Source organism: Streptomyces sp. NPDC006140 (genome assembly GCF_040628815.1).
In the GTDB taxonomy this organism is placed as follows: Bacteria; Actinomycetota; Actinomycetes; order Streptomycetales; family Streptomycetaceae; genus Streptomyces.
Genome location: NZ_JBEXTS010000014.1, coordinates 174369 through 192688 on the forward strand (window position 1 = coordinate 174369; position 18320 = coordinate 192688).

Below are 18320 nucleotides of genomic sequence, written 5' to 3' on the forward strand. Positions count from 1 at the left end.
ATGGATCACGAATGAGCGCGTTCGAGGGGTCCTCAGGGGCCCCTCGGCGACAGCCCGTCGGAAAAGTTCGTGAAGTTCTTCACAAGGAATTCGGCCCTCCCGGGCGACGAGAAGGGCCGCGTTGACCCGTCCGGGGGCCGAACGGCCCTTTGAACATGTTCAGAAGCATGGTATGGAGGGGTCCGGGAAGGAGCCCGGAACCGGACTCCGGGAGGGACTCACAGGGGCTCTTTCCACCCAGAGAGGCAGCTCACGCGGCATTGACAACGGTCCGGGGTGCACAAACGATCCCGGTTGTCACCATGACGTGGATCACGCGGGCCGCGGAGGATAACACACACCCTGCGCAAGCTTGTGAAGGGGCGCACGAGCCACCCCCCTGAAGCGGGTGGATACTCGATGGCATGAGCACCACGGAGCGTCCCAGGATCCTCGTAGTAGGCGGTGGGTACGTAGGCCTGTACGCAGCTCGGCGCATCCTCAAGAAGATGCGTTACGGCGAGGCGACCGTCACGGTCGTCGACCCCCGGTCGTACATGACCTACCAGCCCTTCCTCCCCGAAGCCGCCGCCGGCAACATCTCCCCGCGCCACGTCGTCGTCCCGCTGCGACGCGTGCTGCCCAAGGCGGAGGTCCTCACCGGCCGGGTCACCACCATCGACCAGGACCGCAAGGTCGCCACGGTCTCCCCGCTGGTCGGCGAGGCCTACGAGCTGCCCTTCGACTACCTGGTGATCGCGCTCGGCGCGGTCTCCCGCACCTTCCCGATCCCCGGCCTCGCCGAGCAGGGCATCGGCATGAAGGGCATCGAGGAGGCCATCGGCCTGCGCAACCACGTCCTCGAGCAGCTCGACAAGGCCGACTCCACCACGGACGAGGAGATCCGCCGCAAGGCCCTCACGTTCGTGTTCGTGGGCGGCGGGTTCGCCGGTGCGGAGACCATCGGTGAGGTCGAGGACATGGCCCGCGACGCGGCCAAGTACTACAAGAACGTGTCCCGTGAGGACATGCGCTTCATCCTGGTCGACGCCGCCGACAAGATCCTCCCCGAGGTCGGCCCCAAGCTCGGCAAGTACGGCAAGGAACACCTCGAGGGCCGCGGTGTCGAGGTCTACCTGTCGACCTCCATGGACTCCTGCGTCGACGGCCACGTGGTGCTGAAGAACGGCCTCGAGGTCGACTCCAACACGATCGTCTGGACCGCCGGCGTCAAGCCCAACCCGGTCCTGTCCCGCTACGGCCTGCCCCTCGGCCCGCGCGGTCACGTCGACTGCGAGACGACCCTCCAGGTCAAGGGCACCGACTACATCTGGGCCGCCGGCGACAACGCCCAGGTCCCGGACCTGGTCGGCCGCAAGGCGGGCAACGAGAACGCCTGGTGCCCGCCGAACGCCCAGCACGCGCTGCGCCAGGCCCGCGTCCTCGGCGACAACGTCCTGTCCGGCATGCGCGGCTTCCCGCAGAAGGACTACGCGCACGCCAACAAGGGCGCGGTGGCCGGCCTCGGCCTCCACAAGGGCGTCGCGATGATCGTCATGGGCAAGATGAAGATCAAGCTCAAGGGCCGTCTCGCCTGGTACATGCACCGTGGCTACCACGGCCTGGCGATGCCGACCTGGAACCGTAAGATCCGCGTCTTCGCCGACTGGACCCTCGGCATGTTCCTCAAGCGCGAGGTCGTCTCGCTCGGCGCCATCGAGACGCCGCGCGAGGAGTTCTACGAGGCCGCCAAGCCGGCCCCGGTCGCCGCCGCGCCGAAGGAGAAGACCGAGGAGAAGGCCAAGGCCTCCTGACCTCCGGTCGGACATCCGCCTGACGAAGGGCCTCCCGCCATCCGTGGTGCGGGAGGCCCTCCGGCGTGTTTTGCCCATACATGACGCGTGCCGGGGACTGCGCCGAAGCCCCGCAGGTGTTTACGTGGTGTCGGACATTCCGGGATTCCCCGTCACGGAGGTGTACACCATGGCAGACGCCGCGCCGCGGCTGCAGGGCCTCTTCACACAGTTGCTGGGAGCACCGCTCCCGGTGCGCATCCGCGCCTGGGACGGTTCGCAGGCGGGCCCGCCGGGCGCGCCGACCCTGGTCGTACGCAACCGCCGCGCCTTGCGCCGCCTGCTGTGGAAGCCGGGCGAACTGGGCCTGGCCCGCGCCTGGGTGGCGGGCGACCTCGACATCGAGGGCGACCTCTACACCACGCTCGACCTGCTGGCCGGCCTGATCTGGGAGCGCGGCGAGGACGCCCGCACCCTCGCCCAGGCCCTGCGCGACCCCGAGGTCCGCGCCGCCGTACGCGGACTCGTCAAGCTCGCCGGCCCTCCGCTGCCGCCCGCACCGCCCCGCGAGGAGACCCGCAGCCCTCGCCGCCACCTGCACACCAAGCGCACCGACAGACGCGCCATCAGCCACCACTACGACGTCGGCAACGACTTCTACGAGATCGTCCTCGGCCCGTCCATGGTGTACTCCTGCGCCTACTGGCCAGCCCCGGACAGCACCCTCGAACAGGCCCAGCGCGACAAGCTCGAACTCGTCTGCCGCAAGCTCGGCCTGAAGCCCGGTCAGCGGCTGCTCGACGTCGGCTGCGGCTGGGGCTCGATGGCCATCCACGCCGCCCGCGAGCACGGCGTGAGCGTCGTCGGCGTCACCCTCTCCCAGGAGCAGGCCGCCTACGCCCGCAAGCGCGTCGCCGACGAGGGACTCACCGACAAGGTCGAGATCCGCGTCCAGGACTACCGCGACGTCCGCGACGGGCCGTACGACGCCGTCTCCTCCATCGGCATGGCCGAGCACGTCGGCGCCGGCCGGTACCTGGAGTACGCCGCCGACCTGTACGACCTGCTCAAGCCCGGCGGGCGGCTGCTGAACCACCAGATCGCCCGCCGCCCGCAGCGCGACGAGTCGACGTACAGCGTCGACGCGTTCATCGACTCCTACGTCTTCCCCGACGGCGAGCTCCAGCCCGTCGGCAGCACCGTCACCCTGCTGGAGCGGGCCGGCTTCGAGGTGCGCGACGTCGAGTCGATCCGCGAGCACTACGCCCTCACGCTGCGGCAGTGGGTCGCCCGCCTGGAGGCCGACTGGCAGCGCGCCGTCCGGCTCACCAGCCCCGGCCGCGCCCGCGTCTGGCGCCTGTACATGGCCGCCTCCGCGCTCGCCTTCGAGCACAACCGCATCGGCGTCAACCAGGTCCTGGCCGTGCGCACCCCCGAGTCGGGGGAGTCCGGCATGCCGCTGCGCGCCCGCACCTGGAACTGAGAACGAAGCAGGGCCCCCTTTCCCGGCGGCGGGAAAGGGGGCCCTCCTGGTGTCTGCCGTCCGCTACTCGGCCTTGATCGCCTCCAGCATGTTCAGCCGAGCCGCGCGCCGGGCCGGCCACAGCGCCGCGAGGACGCCCACCGTCGCGGCCAGCAGGAGGAAGACGCCGATCCGCGCCCAGGGCAGGACCAGCTCGTACGTCGCCATCTTGGAGGCCAGCAGCTCCCCGGCCGCCCAGCCGAAGAACACGCCGAGACCGATGCCCAGCACCGCGCCGAACAGCGAGATCACCAGGGACTCCAGGCGGACCATCCGCTTGATGCCCTTGCGGTCCAGGCCGATCGCGCGGAGCATGCCGATCTCCTGGGAGCGTTCGAAGACCGACATGGCCAGGGTGTTGATGACGCCGAGGACCGCCACGATCACCGCCATGGCGAGCAGGCCGTAGACCATGTTCAGCATCAGGGTGAACATCTGCGCGATCTCGTTGGAGATGTCGTCCTTGGACTGCACCTTGATGGCCGGGTTGGTGCCGAGGGCCTTCTCCAGCTTGTCCTGCACCGCGCCGGAGGCGCCGTCGGAGGTCTTCACCATGACCTTCATGTTGTACGGGTCCGACTCGTGCGGGGCGAGGGTCTTCTCGTCGAGCAGGATGCCGCGCAGGAAGTCGTTGCTCTCGTAGGTCCCGGCGACCGTCAGCCGCTCCTTCTTGCCGTCCCCGAAGGAGACGGTGAAGCCGGAACCGGCCTTCCAACCGTAGGACTTGGCGGTCTCGCTGTCCACGACGACGTCCGTGCCGCCGACCTTGAGGGAGCCGTCGTCGACCTTCGGGCCGATCAGGTCGCCGAGCGCGGCGCCGTTGACGCCGGTCAGGTACTCGCTCTGCCCGTCGATCCGGGACTCGGCGTTGAGCATCGGGCTGGTGGCGGTGACGTCACCGGCCTGCTTCAGCTTCTTCTCGACGTCCGGCGACAGCGGGTTGCCGTTCGCCATGGACACCACGTAGTCGGCCTTGATCGACGCCGACGCCATCTTCTCGATGGCCTGCTGCAGGCTGCCCGCCATCACCGTCATCCCGGTGATCAGGGTCAGGCCGATCATCAGCGCGGAGGCGGTGGCGGCCGTACGGCGCGGGTTGCGCACCGAGTTCTGCCGGGCCAGCTTGCCGGAGACACCGAAGGCGCGCAGTGCCGGCGCCGCGGCGGCGATCAGCGGGCGGGACAGCAGCGGGGTCAGGATGAACACGCCGATGATCAGCAGCACCGCGCCGAGGCCCATCGGCATCTGGCCGTCCGAGCCGTCCATGGTCGTGGCGACCAGGACCACCGCGACGCCCGCGGCCGAGACCAGCGCGCCCAGCGTGTTGCGCAGCACCAGCGACTTGGTCGTGGCCTTGGCGTGGACGCTGTTCATGGCGGCCACCGGCGGGATCTTCGCGGCCCTACGGCCCGGCAGCCACGCCGCGAGCATGGTCACCAGGATGCCGACCGCGAGCGCGGCGAGGATCGTCGCGGGCTTGATCACCAGCGGCCCGTCCGGGACGGTCGCGTCGAACGTGCCCATCAGGGAGCGCAGTCCGGCCCCGATGCCGATGCCCGCGAGCAGACCGGCCACGGCGGCGACCGCGCCGACCACGAACGCCTCGATGAGCACCGACCGCGTCACCTGCCGGCGCGAGGCGCCGACCGCCCGCATCAGCGCCAGCTCCCTGGTGCGCTGGGCGACCAGCATGGTGAAGGTGTTGGCGATGATGAACGTGCCGACGAACAGGGCGATGCCGGCGAAGACCAGCAGGGCCGTCTGCATGCCGCTCATCGACTCGGCGATCGACTTGGCCTGGTCGTCGGCGAGCTGCTTGCCGGTGGTGGTCGAGACGGTGCCCTTGGGCAGCGCCTTGTCCAGCTCCGCCTTCAGCGCGGCCTGCGAGACGCCCGGCTTCGCCTTGACGACGATCTGGTCGTAGACGCCCGGCTTGCCGAGCAGCTTCTGGGCGGTCGCGGTGTCGAACAGGGTGAGGCTGCCGCCGGCCGCGACGTTGCCGTCGTCGGTGGTGAAGATGCCGGTGATCTTCGGCGTCAGGACCGGTCCGTCGACCGACATGCGCACGGTGTCACCGACCTTGTAGCCGGCGCGCTTCGCCGTCTCGGAGTCGATGAGGATCTCGCCGCGGCCCTTGGGGGCGTGCCCGCTGACCAGGGGGTAGCGGGGGTCCTTGGTGCCCCAGTAGTTGCCGCCCTGCGACTGGAAGCCCTCGCCGATCAGCTTGCCGTGCTTGTCGGCGATGGCGGTGAAGTTCTGCACGACCCCGATGGCGGAGGCGGCACCGGGCACCCGCTCGCTCGTGTCGAGCGTCGCCTGGGTCAGTTCGTGGAGCTTGCCGATCCGGTCGCCCTCGGATTCCTGGTACTCCGCCGTCACGGCGACGTCGACCTGGTCGAAGCCCTTGGCGGAACTCTTCTGGAACGCGTCGGAGATGGTGTTGGTGAAGACCAGGGTCCCCGACACGAAGGCCACGCCGAGCATCACGGCGAGCACGGTCATCAGGAGCCGGGCCTTGTGCGCGAGCACGTTGCGCAAGGCGGTACGGAACATGGGTTCTTCTTCTCAGTCCTGTCGGTCCTGACGGGGGATCAGCTGGTGCGGCCCTTGGCGTCGAACGCCTTCATGCGGTCCAGGACCGACTCGGCCGTCGGGCGGTACATCTCGTCGACGATCCGGCCGTCCGCCAGGAAGATCACCCGGTCCGCGTAGGCGGCGGCCACCGGGTCGTGGGTCACCATCACCACCGTCTGGCCCAGCTCCCGCACGGAGTTGCGCAGGAAGCCCAGCACCTCGGCGCCCGAGCGCGAGTCGAGGTTTCCGGTGGGCTCGTCGCCGAAGATGATCTCCGGCCGGGAGGCCAGCGCGCGGGCCACGGCGACGCGCTGCTGCTGGCCGCCGGAGAGCTGGGAGGGCCGGTGGCCGAGCCGGTCCGCCAGGCCCACCATCCGGATGACGGAGTCCAGCCACTGCTGGTCCGGCTTGCGGCCCGCGATGTCCATCGGGAGGGTGATGTTCTCCAACGCGGTCAGGGTCGGCAGCAGGTTGAACGCCTGGAAGATGAAGCCGATCTTGTCCCGGCGCAGCTTGGTCAGCTGCTTGTCCTTCAGGGAGCCCAGCTCGGTCTCGCCGATGCGCACGGACCCGGAGGAGAACGTGTCGAGACCGGCCACGCAGTGCATCAGGGTCGACTTGCCGGAGCCGGAGGGGCCCATGATCGCGGTGAACTCGGCCTGCCGGAAGTCGACGGAGACCCGGTCCAGGGCGACCACCTGGGTCTCACCCTGTCCGTAGATCTTCGACAGATCCGTGGCGCGCGCGGCCACGGTGGTGGCCCGGTCGGCGAGGGATGCGGTGGTCACGGGATGGCACTCCTGACGGGACGACGGTGTTGGGGAAGGACGTGTTCCATCGTCCGGGTGCCACACCGCCGTGTAGTCACCCGTTGTTCCGGTTCCGGGGGCCGACTGCGGGCTGACCCAGCCGGGCAGTGTCATACCTGGGGATGACGAACGCCCCTGAGGGGTCCCCGGTTGTCGGAGGCCGCGTGCGCGTCGTGTCGAGAACAGGTGGAGTGCCCTCGTTCGGGCGGTGAAATTCCGTCATTCCGCATACACGGCCGACGGCCGCGCGTAAGGCTATTGGCAAGTGCGGATGGCGCGTTCCGTGTGCTGATGCACCCTCAGACGTCAATAAAATAAGACAACATCGGTCCGCCCTTCCGCTGTTCGGGGGACCCGTCCCGATAGTCTCGGAACCTCGATGCGGAGCCCATGGCCTGCCCGGATGGTGGAATGCAGACACGGCGAGCTTAAACCTCGCTGCCCCTTCGCGGGCGTGCCGGTTCGAGTCCGGCTCCGGGCACCTTCCGATCCCTGTGTGGTCCATTGAGAAGTTCGCGGCGTGCCCGTTGACAGCGGTCGCATGCCGTCAGACACTCACATCCAACAATGGTGAAGAAAATTTCACCACACGAACGGATGAGAAGAGGGCGTCCGATGCGCACCACCGTCGGCATCATCGGAGCCGGCCCCGCCGGCCTCCTCCTCGCCCGGCTGCTGCACAACGCCGGCATCGACTCGGTCGTCCTGGAGAGCCGCGACCGCGACTACGTCGAGCGGCGACAGCGGGCCGGGATCCTGGAGCAGGGCACGGCCGACGTGCTGCGCGCGGCCGGCGCCGGGGCCCGCATGGACCGCGAGGGACTGCGCCACGACGGCATAGAGCTGCGCTTCGACCGCCGCCGCCACCGCGTCGACTTCCCCGCCCTCACCGGCGGCCGGTCCGTGATGGTCTACGCCCAGACCGAGGTCTGCAAGGACCTCATCGCGCTCCAGCTCCGGGAGGGCGGCCCGCTGCTCTTCGAGGCGGAGGCGCTGGCCGTGGAGGACGCGGGCACCGACGCCCCCCGCGTCCGCTTCCGGCACCAGGGCCGCGAGGACGTCCTGGAGTGCGCGTACGTCGTCGGCTGCGACGGCTTCTGGGGCGTGGCCCGCCAGGCCATCCCGGCCGCACTGACCCAGGTCTTCGAACGGACGTACCCCTTCGGCTGGCTCGGCATCCTCGCCGACGTACCCCCCTCGCACGACGAGCTGGTCTACGCCCGCCACGACCGCGGCTTCGCCCTGCTGTCCATGCGCTCGCCGTCAATCTCCCGCCTCTACCTCCAGGTGCCCGACGGCACCGACGCCGAGGCCTGGAGCGACGAGGCGATCTGGGACGAACTGGAGCGCCGCTTCGAAACGGCCGACGACTGGCGCCTGGAGCGCGGCCCGATCACCCAGAAGTCGGTCACCCCCATGCGCTCCTACGTCCACGAGCCCATGCGCCACGGCCGCCTCTTCCTCGCCGGCGACGCCGCGCACATCGTGCCGCCGACCGGGGCCAAGGGGCTGAATCTCGCCGTCGGCGACGTCGTGACGTTCGCCCGGGCCCTGATCCACCAGCAGGAGACGGGCTCACCGGAGCTGCTCGACGCCTACTCGCCGACCTGCCTGCGCCGCGTCTGGCAGGCCGAGCGGTTCTCCTACGACATGACGACCCTCCTGCACCGCACCCCCGACGCGAGCCCCTTCGACGACCGGCTCCAGCTCGCCCGGCTGGAGCGCATCGCCTCCTCCCGCGCCGCCGAGACCGACCTGGCCGAGGGGTACACGGGCTTCCCGTTCGGGTGACGTAGGGCCGGCGTCAGCGGATGATCTCCGACCGGTTCCGGACGTGTCGCAGCTTGGTGATGAATGAGCCCCTCCGGTGAGGGGAATCACGAAGCGGCGTAGCGTGTTGCGCAGCACGACGAGGGAAAGATCCTCCCCAAGCAGTAGGGTCATTCCTTTGCCTACCTATTACTCTTGAGCCAAGGCCACGCAGTGTGGCCATGGAGGAGTGAAATGAGGAGCAGAAACCCGGTCTTCTCGCGACGGGGGTTCAGCCGCGACAACGGCTACGCGGGCTTCAACACCGCGCCGCAGGCCGGGGGTCCCGCTGTCGCCACCCAGGGCAACCCGTACGCGCAGCCGACGGGCAACCCGTACGCGCAGAACCCGTACGCGCAGAACCCTTACGCCCAGCAGGACCTGCAGTACGGCGCGCCGCCGCAGGCCCCGGCCACCACCGGCCGGATGACCATCGACGACGTCGTCCTGCGCACGGCGAGCACGCTCGGTGTGCTCATCCTCACCGCGGCGCTCTCCTGGGCCCTGCTTCCGGTCGACGACGCCAACATCAGCCGTAGCTACGGCATCGGTATCGGCGCCGCGCTGATCGGCATGGTCCTGGCGTTCGTGCAGTCCTTCAAGCGCAAGGCCTCGCCCGCGCTGATCCTGACGTACGCCGCGTTCGAGGGTGTCTTCCTCGGCGTCGTGTCCAACATCGTCGACAACCGCATCGCCGACGGCGCGGCCATGCAGGCCGTGATCGGCACCATGGCGGTCTTCGCCGGTGTGCTGATCGCCTACAAGGCCGGCTGGATCCGCGTCAACCGCCGCTTCTACGGCTTCGTGATGGCGGCCGCGCTCGGCTTCATCCTGCTGATGACCGTGAACCTGCTGTTCGCGGTGTTCGGCGGCGGTGACGGCCTCGGCTTCCGCAGCGGTGCCCTCGGTGTCGTCTTCGGCATCATCGGCATCATCCTCGGCGCCTGCTTCCTCGCCCTGGACTTCAAGCAGGTCGAGGACGGCGTCGCCTACGGCGCCCCGCGCGAGGAGGCGTGGCTCGCGGCCTTCGGCCTGACGCTGACGCTGGTGTGGATCTACATGGAGTTCCTGAGGCTCATCTCGATCCTCAACAGCAACGACTAGCCCTGATCCGTCGTGCGCGAAGGGCCCCGGCTTCCGGCCGGGGCCCTTCGTCGTCGTCCAGGCCTACGCCACGGAGCGGTGCGCGCCTAGGGGGTGTCCGCAAAGTCCCGCCTGCCCTGCGGGCGAACGACGCGACTTTGCGGACACCCCCTAGGGCCTGTCGTGTGGATCACGCCGCAGACGCGGGGTCTGGCACGCACATCTGCCGCGTTGTCGTCGGTTGCCGATGCTCCGCATCGCCGCCCTCCTCCGCCTTGCAGCTGCACGCACCAGACCCCGCTCACCGGCGCTGAAAAGCACCGTCGCATTCCTGCGACCTGATCCAAACGACAGGCCCTAGAGCAGTTTGCGCGCGGCCCTCCTCAGGTCGTACTCGTGGATGATCGCCTTGGCGTGGCCGTACGCCAGATTGTGTTCGTGCCGGAGCCAGCTGACCTTTTCCTCGAAGCGGAAGAGTGCCGGGCCTTCTTCGACGGTGCGCAACCAGTCGGAGATCTCACGACCGGTGCAATGGGGGATGCGGGCGAGCATGTTGCGGTGGGTCTCTTCGGAGAAGACTTGGGACATCGGCGCCTCCGGACGCATGGGATGTAAGCCGGTCCTTCAGGTCACGGTGCCTGAGTGTTCGCCCGTTGGCAACAGTCCCGGTGCGACGCGTACGCTCGCGGCGTGGTTGATACGACGCCTCTGACCCGTGCGGTGGAGCACTTCGCCGATCGTTTGAGGGCCGCGCCCCAGAGCCGGTTGCAGCGGGGCGCTGCCGCTGAGGCTCTCGGGCTGGCCCGGGAGTTGGCCCGGAGGGCCCAGGTTCTCGAGGGTGTGGAGCCTCGGGAGATGCCGGATGCGGGGATGTTTGCGGCCGCAGATCAGATCACCGTGGCCGGGCATGATCTGGCGGTGGTGATTCCTGGTGACGCCGATGTCGATGAGGCGGTGCGGCTGGTGGAAGAAGCGCAGAAGCGGGCGGGTGTTTGAGCTTCGTTCGCGGGTGCGGGTCGTGGCCGGTTGCTCGCGCAGTTCCCCGCGCCCCTGACGGGGCGCTCCCCTAAAGGGACGCTATGACCCGGTCGGCCAGGATGTAGACGTTCTCCTCGCCGCACTCGAACGTCAGGGTGTAGGCGCCGGAGATGCCCGAGCCGCCCAGGAGGGTCGGTGTCACGCCGGCCCGGAGGGCGGCGGCCAGGCGTTCCGCCGTCTCGCGGTGGCCCGGGGTCATGCACAGGGTCGTGCCGTCGGCGAAGACGTAGACGTCGAGGGTGCCGAGGGGGCCGGGGCGGACGTCCGTCAGTTCCACGCGGGACGCGGCCAGCTCCTCCAGGGTGGCGACCGTGCGCTCGTGGTCGTTCACGGCCGGCGACGGGTTCGGCACGAAGTCCGGGTGGGAGGGGTGACGGCGGCGGGCCGCGGCCAGCTCGGCGGACTCGCCGGCCGGCTCCTCGGTGTCCGCGCCGGGCTCGGACACCGGCTCCAGACCCGCGAAATCGGCCTGCCGGGGCAGGAACAGATCGGTGTCGGGCAGGCCCAGCAGGGACGGCGCGTCGGAGGCGTCACGGGCTTCCTGGGCGGCCCAGAAGGCGCGCGCCTCGGCGAGTTCCCGCTCCCGCTCCTCGGCCAGTGCCGCCGCCACGGCGGCCCGTATCTCGTCGGTGTCGGCCGTCGTACGGGCGGCGGGCAGCAGTGCGCGGGTGGTGGCGGCACGGCTCTCGGCCAGCGCGGTGTGCAGGGCCGCGACCTGACGGCGCAGCTGCAGGACGGTGCGCAGGACGGCGACGCCCACGGCGCCCGTGGCGGCCGTGGTGACCAGCAACGCGATCGGCATGGCGCTCACTGACGTACTCCCGGTTCAAAGTCGACCCCCGACTTCCTACATCAGCTTGAAGGGCGGACTAACCAGCTGTCAGTGCGTAACGTCACGAAACGGACAGGGCTTCGGGTTCGGGGGAGGGGGTGTGGCTGCTGTGACCTGGGCTTCTCTCCGTGCCAAGGGAGATAGGTCACATCCTGGGGGAGATTGGATCACAAAACGGCCCAGAACCCCGGTGTTTCCAGGGTCCTGGGCCCAAGCCTCACAGCGTGTGCTATGGCGACTACGGTGCGGCGCTCAGCTGAGGCGCTCGATGACCATGGCCATGCCCTGGCCGCCGCCGACGCACATGGTCTCCAGGCCGAACTGCTTGTCGTGGAACTGGAGGGAGTTGATGAGCGTGGTGGTGATGCGGGCGCCGGTCATGCCGAAGGGGTGGCCGACGGCGATGGCACCGCCGTTGACGTTCAGCTTCTCCAGCGGGATGCCGAGGTCGCGGTAGGAGGGGATCACCTGGGCGGCGAACGCCTCGTTGATCTCCACCAGGTCGATGTCGTCGATGGTCAGCCCGGCCCGCTTCAGGGCCTGCTTGCTCGCCTCCACCGGGCCGAGGCCCATGATCTCGGGGGAGAGGCCGGAGACGCCGGTCGAGACGATCCGGGCGAGCGGGGTGAGGCCCAGCTCGCGGGCCTTGGTGTCGGACATGATGACGAGCGCGGCGGCGCCGTCGTTCAGCGGGCAGCAGTTGCCGGCGGTGACCAGGCCGTCGGGGCGGAAGACGGGCTTCAGGCCCTGCACGCCCTCCAGGGTGACGCCGGCGCGCGGGCCGTCGTCCTTGGCGACGACCGTGCCGTCGGGGAGCGTCACCGGGGTGATCTCGCGCTCCCAGAAGCCGTTCTTGATGGCCTCCTCGGCGAGGTTCTGCGAGCGGACGCCGAACTCGTCCATGTCCTGGCGGGTGACGCCCTTGGCGCGGGCCAGGTTCTCGGCGGTCTGGCCCATCGCGATGTACGGGTCGGGCAGCAGGCCGTCCTCGCGCGGGTCGTGCCAGGTGGAGCCCTCGGACTGGGCGGTGGCGGCGGTGCGGGCCTCGGCCTCGGCGAAGAGCGGGTTGTGCGTGCCGGGCATGTCCGAGCTGCCGTTGGCGTACCGGGAGACCATCTCCACGCCCGCCGAGATGAAGACGTCGCCCTCGCCGGCCTTGATGGCGTGCAGGGCCATGCGGGAGGTCTGCAGGGAGGACGAGCAGTACCGGGTGATGGTGCAGCCCGGCAGGTGGTCCATGCCCATCTGCACGGCGACGACGCGCCCGAGGTTGTGGCCCTGCTCGCCGCCGGGCAGGCCGCAGCCCAGCATCAGGTCGTCGATGTCCTTCGGGTCCAGCTCGGGGACCTTGGCGAGGGCGGCCTGGACGATCGTGGCGGTGAGGTCGTCCGGGCGGAGGTCCTTGAGGGAGCCCTTGACGGCGCGGCCGATGGGGGAGCGGGCGGCTGAGACGATCACGGCTTCGGGCATCACGGCTCCATTGACGTACCGGGTGGTCTGGCTGGGCTGTCTGGGAAGTTACCCGTACGTATGGGCTGGGTCACGGGTGTCGCGGTGTGACCCTGACCGCAGTTTTCTAAGCGCTTGCTTTTCCCGGGCGGGTCCTCTCAGTTCGACGGCGCGGCGGGGGCCGGTTCCTGCTCGGGCAGCCGCCGGCGCCGGCGGCGCTTCAGCAGGGCCCACGGCCCCCTCGGGCCGGACGGCATCGCCGCCGCGACCTCCGTGCCCGCCTCCGAGGCGGCCTCCGCGGCCGCCCGTGCCACCGGCAGGAAGCCCTCGCGGCGCGAGGCGTCCGGGCGCTCCTCCTCGGCCGGCCAGAGCCCGAGCGCGGCGCAGACGGTCGGCAGGACCGCCATCGCCGCCGTCGCGTAGCCCTCGGCGGACGGGTGGTAGCTGTCGGGGCCGAACAGCTCCCGCGGGTTCTCGGCGAACTCGGGGCCCAGCAGGTCGCCCAGGGACACGGTGCGGCCGCCCTGTTCGACGACTCCGATCGTCTGGGCGGCCGCCAGCTGGCGGGAGGCCCGTCGGGCAAGCCAGCGCAACGGCTGCCGGACCGGCTCGATCGTGCCCAGGTCCGGGCAGGTGCCGACCACGACTTCCGCGCCGGCCGTGCGCAGCCGCCGTACCGCCGAGGACAGGCAGCGGACCGAGCGGGTCGGGGGCATGCGGTGGGTGACGTCGTTCGCGCCGACCATGATCACGCAGATGTCGGGCACCGGATCGGGCGCGGCCAGCACCAGGGCCACCTGGCGGTCCAGATCGTCCGAGCGGGCCCCCGGCATCGCCACCGTGCGCAGCTCCACCGGGCGTTCCGCCAGGGCCGCCACGCCCGAGGCGAGCAGCGCTCCCGGGGTCTGCCCGGCGCGGTGCACGCCCTGGCCGGCCGCCGTGGAGTCACCCAGCATGGTCAGCCGCAACGGCGGCTGCTCGGTGGAGACGGCGTACGTACGGCCGTACAGCCCGTCCGCGTTCGGCACGTGCGGCGACGTGCCGTTGCCCACCCGGCGCCGCGCCAGCTGGACCTCCGCCAGCACCAGCCCCACGGCGGCCGCCCCGGCCAGACCGATCCCGCCGCCGCCGTACGCGGCGCCGGCCGCGATCCGCCGGGCCACCCTCGCCCTCGACATGCTCGTCATGCGTCGCCGCCACCTCCTCGAACCCGTACACCCAGTGCTTGCCCCGTACGGACCGTCGCCCAATCTCAACGGGCAGTGAACGACCGTCACGGACCACCGGCAGGGCCTAGGCTGGCGGCACCACTAAGACCAACTTCTGCGGCATCCGGAGACAACGGTGCAGTTCCACGACTCGATGATCAGCCTCGTCGGCAACACCCCGCTGGTGAGGCTCAACAGCGTGACCAAGGGCATCAGGGCGACCGTCCTGGCCAAGGTGGAGTACTTCAACCCCGGCGGTTCCGTGAAGGACCGCATCGCCCTGCGCATGATCGAGGCGGCGGAGGAGAGCGGCGCCCTCAAGCCCGGCGGCACGATCGTCGAGCCGACCAGCGGCAACACCGGCGTCGGGCTCGCCATCGTGGCGCAGCAGAAGGGGTACAAGTGCATCTTCGTGTGCCCCGACAAGGTGAGCACCGACAAGATCAACGTGCTGCGCGCGTACGGCGCCGAGGTCGTCGTGTGCCCGACCGCCGTGGACCCCGAGCACCCGGACTCGTACTACAACGTCTCCGACCGGCTCGTGCGCGAGACGCCCGGCGCCTGGAAGCCGGACCAGTACTCCAACCCCAACAACCCGCTCTCCCACTACCACTCCACCGGCCCCGAGCTGTGGGAGCAGACGGAGGGGAAGATCACCCACTTCGTGGCGGGCGTGGGCACCGGCGGCACCATCTCCGGGACCGGGCGCTATCTGAAGGAGATCAGCGACGGCAAGGTGAAGGTCATCGGCGCCGACCCCGAGGGCTCCGTCTACTCGGGCGGCTCCGGCCGGCCGTACCTCGTCGAGGGTGTCGGTGAGGACTTCTGGCCCACCGCCTACGACCGCACCGTCGCGGACGAGATCGTCGCCGTGTCCGACAAGGACTCCTTCCAGATGACCCGCCGCCTCGCCAAGGAGGAGGGCCTGCTGGTCGGCGGCTCCTGCGGCATGGCGGTCGTGGCCGCGCTGGAGGTCGCCGCGCGGCTCGGCGAGGACGACGTCGTGGTGGTCCTGCTGCCGGACAGCGGCCGCGGCTACCTCAGCAAGATCTTCAACGACGAGTGGATGGCCGACTACGGCTTCCTGGAGGACGCCGGCCCGAGCGCCCGCGTCGGCGACGTCCTCGCCGACAAGGAGGGCGACCGCATGCCCTCCCTCGTCCACATGCACCCCGAGGAGACGGTCGGCCAGGCCATCGACGTGCTGCGCGAGTACGGCGTCTCGCAGATGCCGGTCGTCAAGCCGGGCGCGGGCCACCCCGACGTGATGGCCGCCGAGGTCGTCGGCTCGGTCGTGGAACGCGAGCTGCTGGACGCGCTGTTCAGCAAGAGCGCCTCGCTCGACGACCCGCTGGAGAAGCACATGTCCGCCCCGCTGCCCCAGGTCGGCTCCGGTGAGCCGGTCGCGGACCTGATGGCCGTGCTGGGCAAGGCGGACGCGGCGATCGTCCTCGTCGAGGGCAAGCCGACCGGTGTGGTCAGCCGGCAGGACCTGCTGTCCTTCCTTGCCCGGACGGGGAAGTGAGGGAGAACCTCCGGTGAACCGCCCGTGAACCGGGTGAACTTGCGGCGTCCGCGATCTTCGCGGACTTCGCGGAAGTGGTACGAGCGCGTCACGTCCGCGCAGCACCCGCTTAACACGCGTCCTGCACATTAGGGGGTGTCGGCAGGGCGGGAGCGGCTCCCCGCCCCGGCCGGCGCCGTAGGCGTCAAGGACCTCCGGAGCGGCTCCCGGACCTCCACCGACGCCACGGACGCGGGGGCCCGGCCTGACCAGGCCCGCGTCCTTCGCGGGGACCGCCGTCGTCCCGCCCCCCGTTCACGGGGGTGCGGCGGTCCCCGCGCATCTTCTTCGTACGGGCGTCAGCGGGCGGGTTTCCTTTGCGGCGTCAGCCGGCCTGTGTTCGCTCGCGGGCTTCAACCGGCCTGTTTCGCTCGCGGGCGTCAGCCGGCCCGGCTCGTCACCCAACTCCCCAGCAGTGCGAGCCGCTCCGCCGTCTCCGAGCCCGGCTCGGGCGTGTACGCCACGATCGTCTGGTCCGGGGCGGCCGGGATCGTGAGGGTCTCGTAGGGGAGGGTCAGCAGGCCCGCGACCGGGTGACGGATCTGCTTCACCCCGTGGTCGCAGGGCTTGACCAGGTGGTCGGCCCACAGGCGGCGGAAGTCTTCGCTGGCGGCGGAGAGTTCACCGACGAGCCGGCCCATCGCGGCGTCGTCCGGGTGGTGCCCCGCTTTCAGCCGGAGGTGGGCGACCGTCTGGGCGGCGATCGCCGGCCAGTCCGGGTAGAGGTCGCGGGCGGTGGGGTCGAGGAAGACGCGGCGGGGCATGTTGCGCTCGGCGGGGGCCTTGTCGCCGAAACCGACCACGGCGTCACCGAGGGCGTTCCAGGCGAGGACGTCCATGCGGTGGTCCAGCACGTACGCCGGGTTGCGGTCCAAGCCGTCCAGGATGAGCTGGACCCCCGGGCGCACCGGGGACGCGGACGCGGCCTGCCGGGTCGCGGACTCCCCGGACGCGGCCGGACCGCCCTCGGACCGCCTACGGGGCCGGGCGACCGCCCGCAGATACGCGTGCTCCGCCTCGTCCAGCCGCAGCACCCGCGCGATGGAGTCGAGCACGGCGTCCGACACTCCCCCGGACTTCGTGCGGGAGGCGCCCCCAGAGCCCCTGCCCTGCTCGAGGCGGATGTAGTAGTCGACGCTCACCCCGGCCAGCTGCGCCACCTCCTCACGACGCAGACCCGGGACCCGGCGGCGGCCGTACGAGGCCAGCCCCACCTCCTCGGGCTGGATGCGGGCGCGGCGCGAGCGCAGGAAGTCTCCCAGTTCTCCGTCCATGGGGCCGAGCCTAGGCGGCCCGGGGCCGGCGAACCTGGTACTGCCGGACCCAGGAAAAGCGCCGCCCTGGGTACGGCCGCCGGGAGAGCCGAGGGTGGTGGACGCCGCCGGGGAGATGCCCCGGCCATCACCGAGGGGAACACTCCATGCCGTACGAGAACCTGGCCGGCCGTACTGCCGTCGTCACCGGAGCCGCGAGCGGCATCGGCGAGGCCGTCGCCGTGCTGCTGGCCGCCCAGGGGGCGCGGGTCGCGCTGCTGGCCCGGCGTGCGGAACGGCTCGCGGCGATCGCCGGGAAGATCCGCGCCGACGGCGGGCAGGCCCTGGCCGTCGTCGCGGACGTCACCGACGAGACGTCCGTGGCCGACGCCGCCGACCGGATCCACGCCGAGTACGGGCCCGTCGACCTGGTCGTCAACTCCGCGGGCGTCATGCTGCCGCACCCCGTCGACGCCCGGCGCGCCGACGAGTGGCAGCGGATGCTCGACACCAACGTCGCCGGCGTGCTGCGGATGATCGGCGCCTTCACCACCGACCTGGTGGGCGCCGCCCAGGACGGCCGCAGCGCCGACATCGTGAACATCTCGTCCATCGCCGCGCACGTCAGCTTCCCGAACTACGCGGTGTACGGCGCGAGCAAGGCGGCCGTCACCTATCTGTCGGAGTCCCTGCGCGGCGAGTTCGGGCCGCGGGACGTCCGGGTCACCAACATCGAGCCCGGGTTCGTCGAGAGCGAGCTGCGCACGCACATCGCCGACGCCGAACTCTCCCGGCAGGTGGAGGGCATGCTGGACGAGGTGGGCGCGCTGTCCGCCGAGGAGCTGGCCGACCTCGTGGCCTATGTGACGAGCCGCCCGCGCCGGGTCAACCTGCGGCAGATCGTCGCGCTGCCGACCCGGCAGGTCTGAACGGCGCGGGCCCGCTCAGTCCTCCCAGTCGCCCTTCTGGGAGGACTTGCGGCGGCCGAACAGGCCCGGGTTGGTCCGGGCGGCCTGGACGACGTTGACGCCGACGATGCCCGCCCAGGCGACGAGCAGCCCGGGCATGTCAGCCACGCCCCCGCCGATCGCGGACAGCGGCACCGCGAGGACGAGCGAGACGATCCCGAAGCCGAAGCGCTCTCCCCAGGAGTCCGTGGCCCCCGGCGACCGGGAGTCCCGGGCCGTCTGCAGCTGCTGCTCGGCGAGCTGCCGGCGCACCCGCCGGTCCACCGCGCCGTCGATCCGCTGGTCGACCTTCTCCAGGAACGAGTCGACCAGCGCGGACTCGTACTCCTCGCCCAGCTCCCTGCGCGCGTGCAGGGTGGCGTCGAGTTCCTTCTTCAGGTCGGTGTCCCGCGCGTCCATTCCGGTCATGCCTCCACCGTAGGAAGCGCCGGCGCCGGCC

15 protein-coding genes and 1 tRNA gene are annotated in these 18320 nt (G+C 70.6%); 8 read left to right on the forward strand and 8 right to left on the reverse strand.

Annotated features, from left to right (window positions below; translation table 11 throughout):
- Nucleotides 1-404: 404 nt before the first annotated feature.
- Together ABZ386_RS31770 and ABZ386_RS31775 are read left to right on the forward strand one after the other, a co-directional pair.
- Nucleotides 405-1793: an NAD(P)/FAD-dependent oxidoreductase gene (locus tag ABZ386_RS31770; protein ID WP_114253394.1), complete on the forward strand. Its 1389-nt coding sequence runs from the start codon at nt 405-407 to the stop codon at nt 1791-1793.
- 169 nt (nt 1794-1962) lie between these two features.
- Complete coding sequence (locus tag ABZ386_RS31775; RefSeq protein ID WP_351347681.1) at nt 1963-3255, forward strand: cyclopropane-fatty-acyl-phospholipid synthase family protein; 1293 nt, start codon at nt 1963-1965, stop codon at nt 3253-3255.
- Nucleotides 3256-3318: 63 nt separating this feature from the next.
- On the opposite strand, the gene ABZ386_RS31780 is transcribed toward ABZ386_RS31775, so the two are convergent.
- On the reverse strand, nt 3319-5847 hold the full coding sequence (locus ABZ386_RS31780; RefSeq protein ID WP_358967014.1) for an ABC transporter permease: 2529 nt from the start codon (nt 5845-5847) through the stop codon (nt 3319-3321).
- Between the two features lie 38 nt (nt 5848-5885).
- Nucleotides 5886-6656 carry an ABC transporter ATP-binding protein gene (locus ABZ386_RS31785; protein ID WP_358967017.1) on the reverse strand — a complete coding sequence of 257 codons (771 nt, stop codon included), beginning with the start codon at nt 6654-6656 and terminating at the stop codon, nt 5886-5888.
- Nucleotides 6657-7074: 418 nt separating this feature from the next.
- On the opposite strand from ABZ386_RS31785, the gene ABZ386_RS31790 reads away from it, so the two are divergent.
- The 3 genes from ABZ386_RS31790 (at nt 7075) to ABZ386_RS31800 (ending at nt 9590) form a co-directional block, all read left to right on the forward strand.
- Nucleotides 7075-7158: transfer RNA gene (locus ABZ386_RS31790), tRNA-Leu, on the forward strand.
- 134 nt (nt 7159-7292) lie between these two features.
- On the forward strand, nt 7293-8468 hold the full coding sequence (locus ABZ386_RS31795; protein ID WP_356618913.1) for a 4-hydroxybenzoate 3-monooxygenase: 1176 nt from the start codon (nt 7293-7295) through the stop codon (nt 8466-8468).
- Between the two features lie 213 nt (nt 8469-8681).
- Nucleotides 8682-9590, forward strand: coding sequence for a Bax inhibitor-1/YccA family protein (locus ABZ386_RS31800; RefSeq protein ID WP_351348130.1), 909 nt, complete (start codon nt 8682-8684; stop codon nt 9588-9590).
- A 336-nt stretch (nt 9591-9926) separates the two neighbouring features.
- Here the strand turns inward: ABZ386_RS31800 and ABZ386_RS31805 are convergent, their stop codons facing one another.
- Nucleotides 9927-10157, reverse strand: coding sequence for a DUF4287 domain-containing protein (locus ABZ386_RS31805; protein WP_059424410.1), 231 nt, complete (start codon nt 10155-10157; stop codon nt 9927-9929).
- Nucleotides 10158-10259: 102 nt separating this feature from the next.
- On the opposite strand from ABZ386_RS31805, the gene ABZ386_RS31810 reads away from it, so the two are divergent.
- Complete coding sequence (locus tag ABZ386_RS31810; protein ID WP_355719908.1) at nt 10260-10565, forward strand: hypothetical protein; 306 nt, start codon at nt 10260-10262, stop codon at nt 10563-10565.
- A 70-nt stretch (nt 10566-10635) separates the two neighbouring features.
- On the opposite strand, the gene ABZ386_RS31815 is transcribed toward ABZ386_RS31810, so the two are convergent.
- The 3 genes from ABZ386_RS31815 to ABZ386_RS31825 all read right to left on the reverse strand — a co-directional run bounded on the left by ABZ386_RS31815 (nt 10636) and on the right by ABZ386_RS31825 (nt 14075).
- On the reverse strand, nt 10636-11418 hold the full coding sequence (locus ABZ386_RS31815) for a hypothetical protein (protein WP_351348135.1): 783 nt from the start codon (nt 11416-11418) through the stop codon (nt 10636-10638).
- A 273-nt stretch (nt 11419-11691) separates the two neighbouring features.
- Nucleotides 11692-12909, reverse strand: coding sequence for an acetyl-CoA C-acetyltransferase (locus ABZ386_RS31820; protein ID WP_351348137.1), 1218 nt, complete (start codon nt 12907-12909; stop codon nt 11692-11694).
- Nucleotides 12910-13046: 137 nt separating this feature from the next.
- Nucleotides 13047-14075, reverse strand: a complete 1029-nt coding sequence (locus ABZ386_RS31825) for an SGNH/GDSL hydrolase family protein (protein WP_351348139.1) — start codon at nt 14073-14075, stop codon at nt 13047-13049.
- A gap of 157 nt (nt 14076-14232) precedes the next feature.
- Here ABZ386_RS31825 and ABZ386_RS31830 point away from each other — a divergent pair, with 157 nt between their 5' ends.
- Nucleotides 14233-15621, forward strand: a complete 1389-nt coding sequence (locus tag ABZ386_RS31830) for a cystathionine beta-synthase (protein ID WP_114253379.1) — start codon at nt 14233-14235, stop codon at nt 15619-15621.
- Between the two features lie 419 nt (nt 15622-16040).
- Here ABZ386_RS31830 and ABZ386_RS31835 read toward each other — a convergent pair whose 3' ends face one another.
- On the reverse strand, nt 16041-16934 hold the full coding sequence (locus ABZ386_RS31835; RefSeq protein WP_358967020.1) for a helix-turn-helix transcriptional regulator: 894 nt from the start codon (nt 16932-16934) through the stop codon (nt 16041-16043).
- 146 nt (nt 16935-17080) lie between these two features.
- Here ABZ386_RS31835 and ABZ386_RS31840 point away from each other — a divergent pair, with 146 nt between their 5' ends.
- The gene (locus ABZ386_RS31840; protein WP_351348143.1) at nt 17081-17842 is read left to right on the forward strand and encodes an SDR family oxidoreductase; all 762 of its coding nucleotides are present in this window, start codon (nt 17081-17083) and stop codon (nt 17840-17842) included.
- Nucleotides 17843-17857: 15 nt separating this feature from the next.
- On the opposite strand, the gene ABZ386_RS31845 is transcribed toward ABZ386_RS31840, so the two are convergent.
- Nucleotides 17858-18280 carry a hypothetical protein gene (locus ABZ386_RS31845; protein ID WP_355719930.1) on the reverse strand — a complete coding sequence of 141 codons (423 nt, stop codon included), beginning with the start codon at nt 18278-18280 and terminating at the stop codon, nt 17858-17860.
- Nucleotides 18281-18320: the final 40 nt, after the last annotated feature.

Bases quoted from the DNA above. Each gene is read 5' to 3' on its own strand.
- ABZ386_RS31770 (WP_114253394.1), top strand. From the start codon at position 405: ATGAGCACCACGGAGCGTCCCAGGATCCTCGTAGTAGGCGGTGGGTAC.
- ABZ386_RS31775 (WP_351347681.1), top strand. From the start codon at position 1,963: ATGGCAGACGCCGCGCCGCGGCTGCAGGGCCTCTTCACACAGTTGCTG.
- ABZ386_RS31780 (WP_358967014.1), bottom strand. From the start codon at position 5,847: ATGTTCCGTACCGCCTTGCGCAACGTGCTCGCGCACAAGGCCCGGCTC.
- ABZ386_RS31795 (WP_356618913.1), top strand. From the start codon at position 7,293: ATGCGCACCACCGTCGGCATCATCGGAGCCGGCCCCGCCGGCCTCCTC.
- ABZ386_RS31800 (WP_351348130.1), top strand. From the start codon at position 8,682: ATGAGGAGCAGAAACCCGGTCTTCTCGCGACGGGGGTTCAGCCGCGAC.
- ABZ386_RS31805 (WP_059424410.1), bottom strand. From the start codon at position 10,157: ATGTCCCAAGTCTTCTCCGAAGAGACCCACCGCAACATGCTCGCCCGC.
- ABZ386_RS31820 (WP_351348137.1), bottom strand. From the start codon at position 12,909: ATGCCCGAAGCCGTGATCGTCTCAGCCGCCCGCTCCCCCATCGGCCGC.
- ABZ386_RS31825 (WP_351348139.1), bottom strand. From the start codon at position 14,075: ATGACGAGCATGTCGAGGGCGAGGGTGGCCCGGCGGATCGCGGCCGGC.
- ABZ386_RS31835 (WP_358967020.1), bottom strand. From the start codon at position 16,934: ATGGACGGAGAACTGGGAGACTTCCTGCGCTCGCGCCGCGCCCGCATC.
- ABZ386_RS31840 (WP_351348143.1), top strand. From the start codon at position 17,081: ATGCCGTACGAGAACCTGGCCGGCCGTACTGCCGTCGTCACCGGAGCC.
- ABZ386_RS31845 (WP_355719930.1), bottom strand. From the start codon at position 18,280: ATGGACGCGCGGGACACCGACCTGAAGAAGGAACTCGACGCCACCCTG.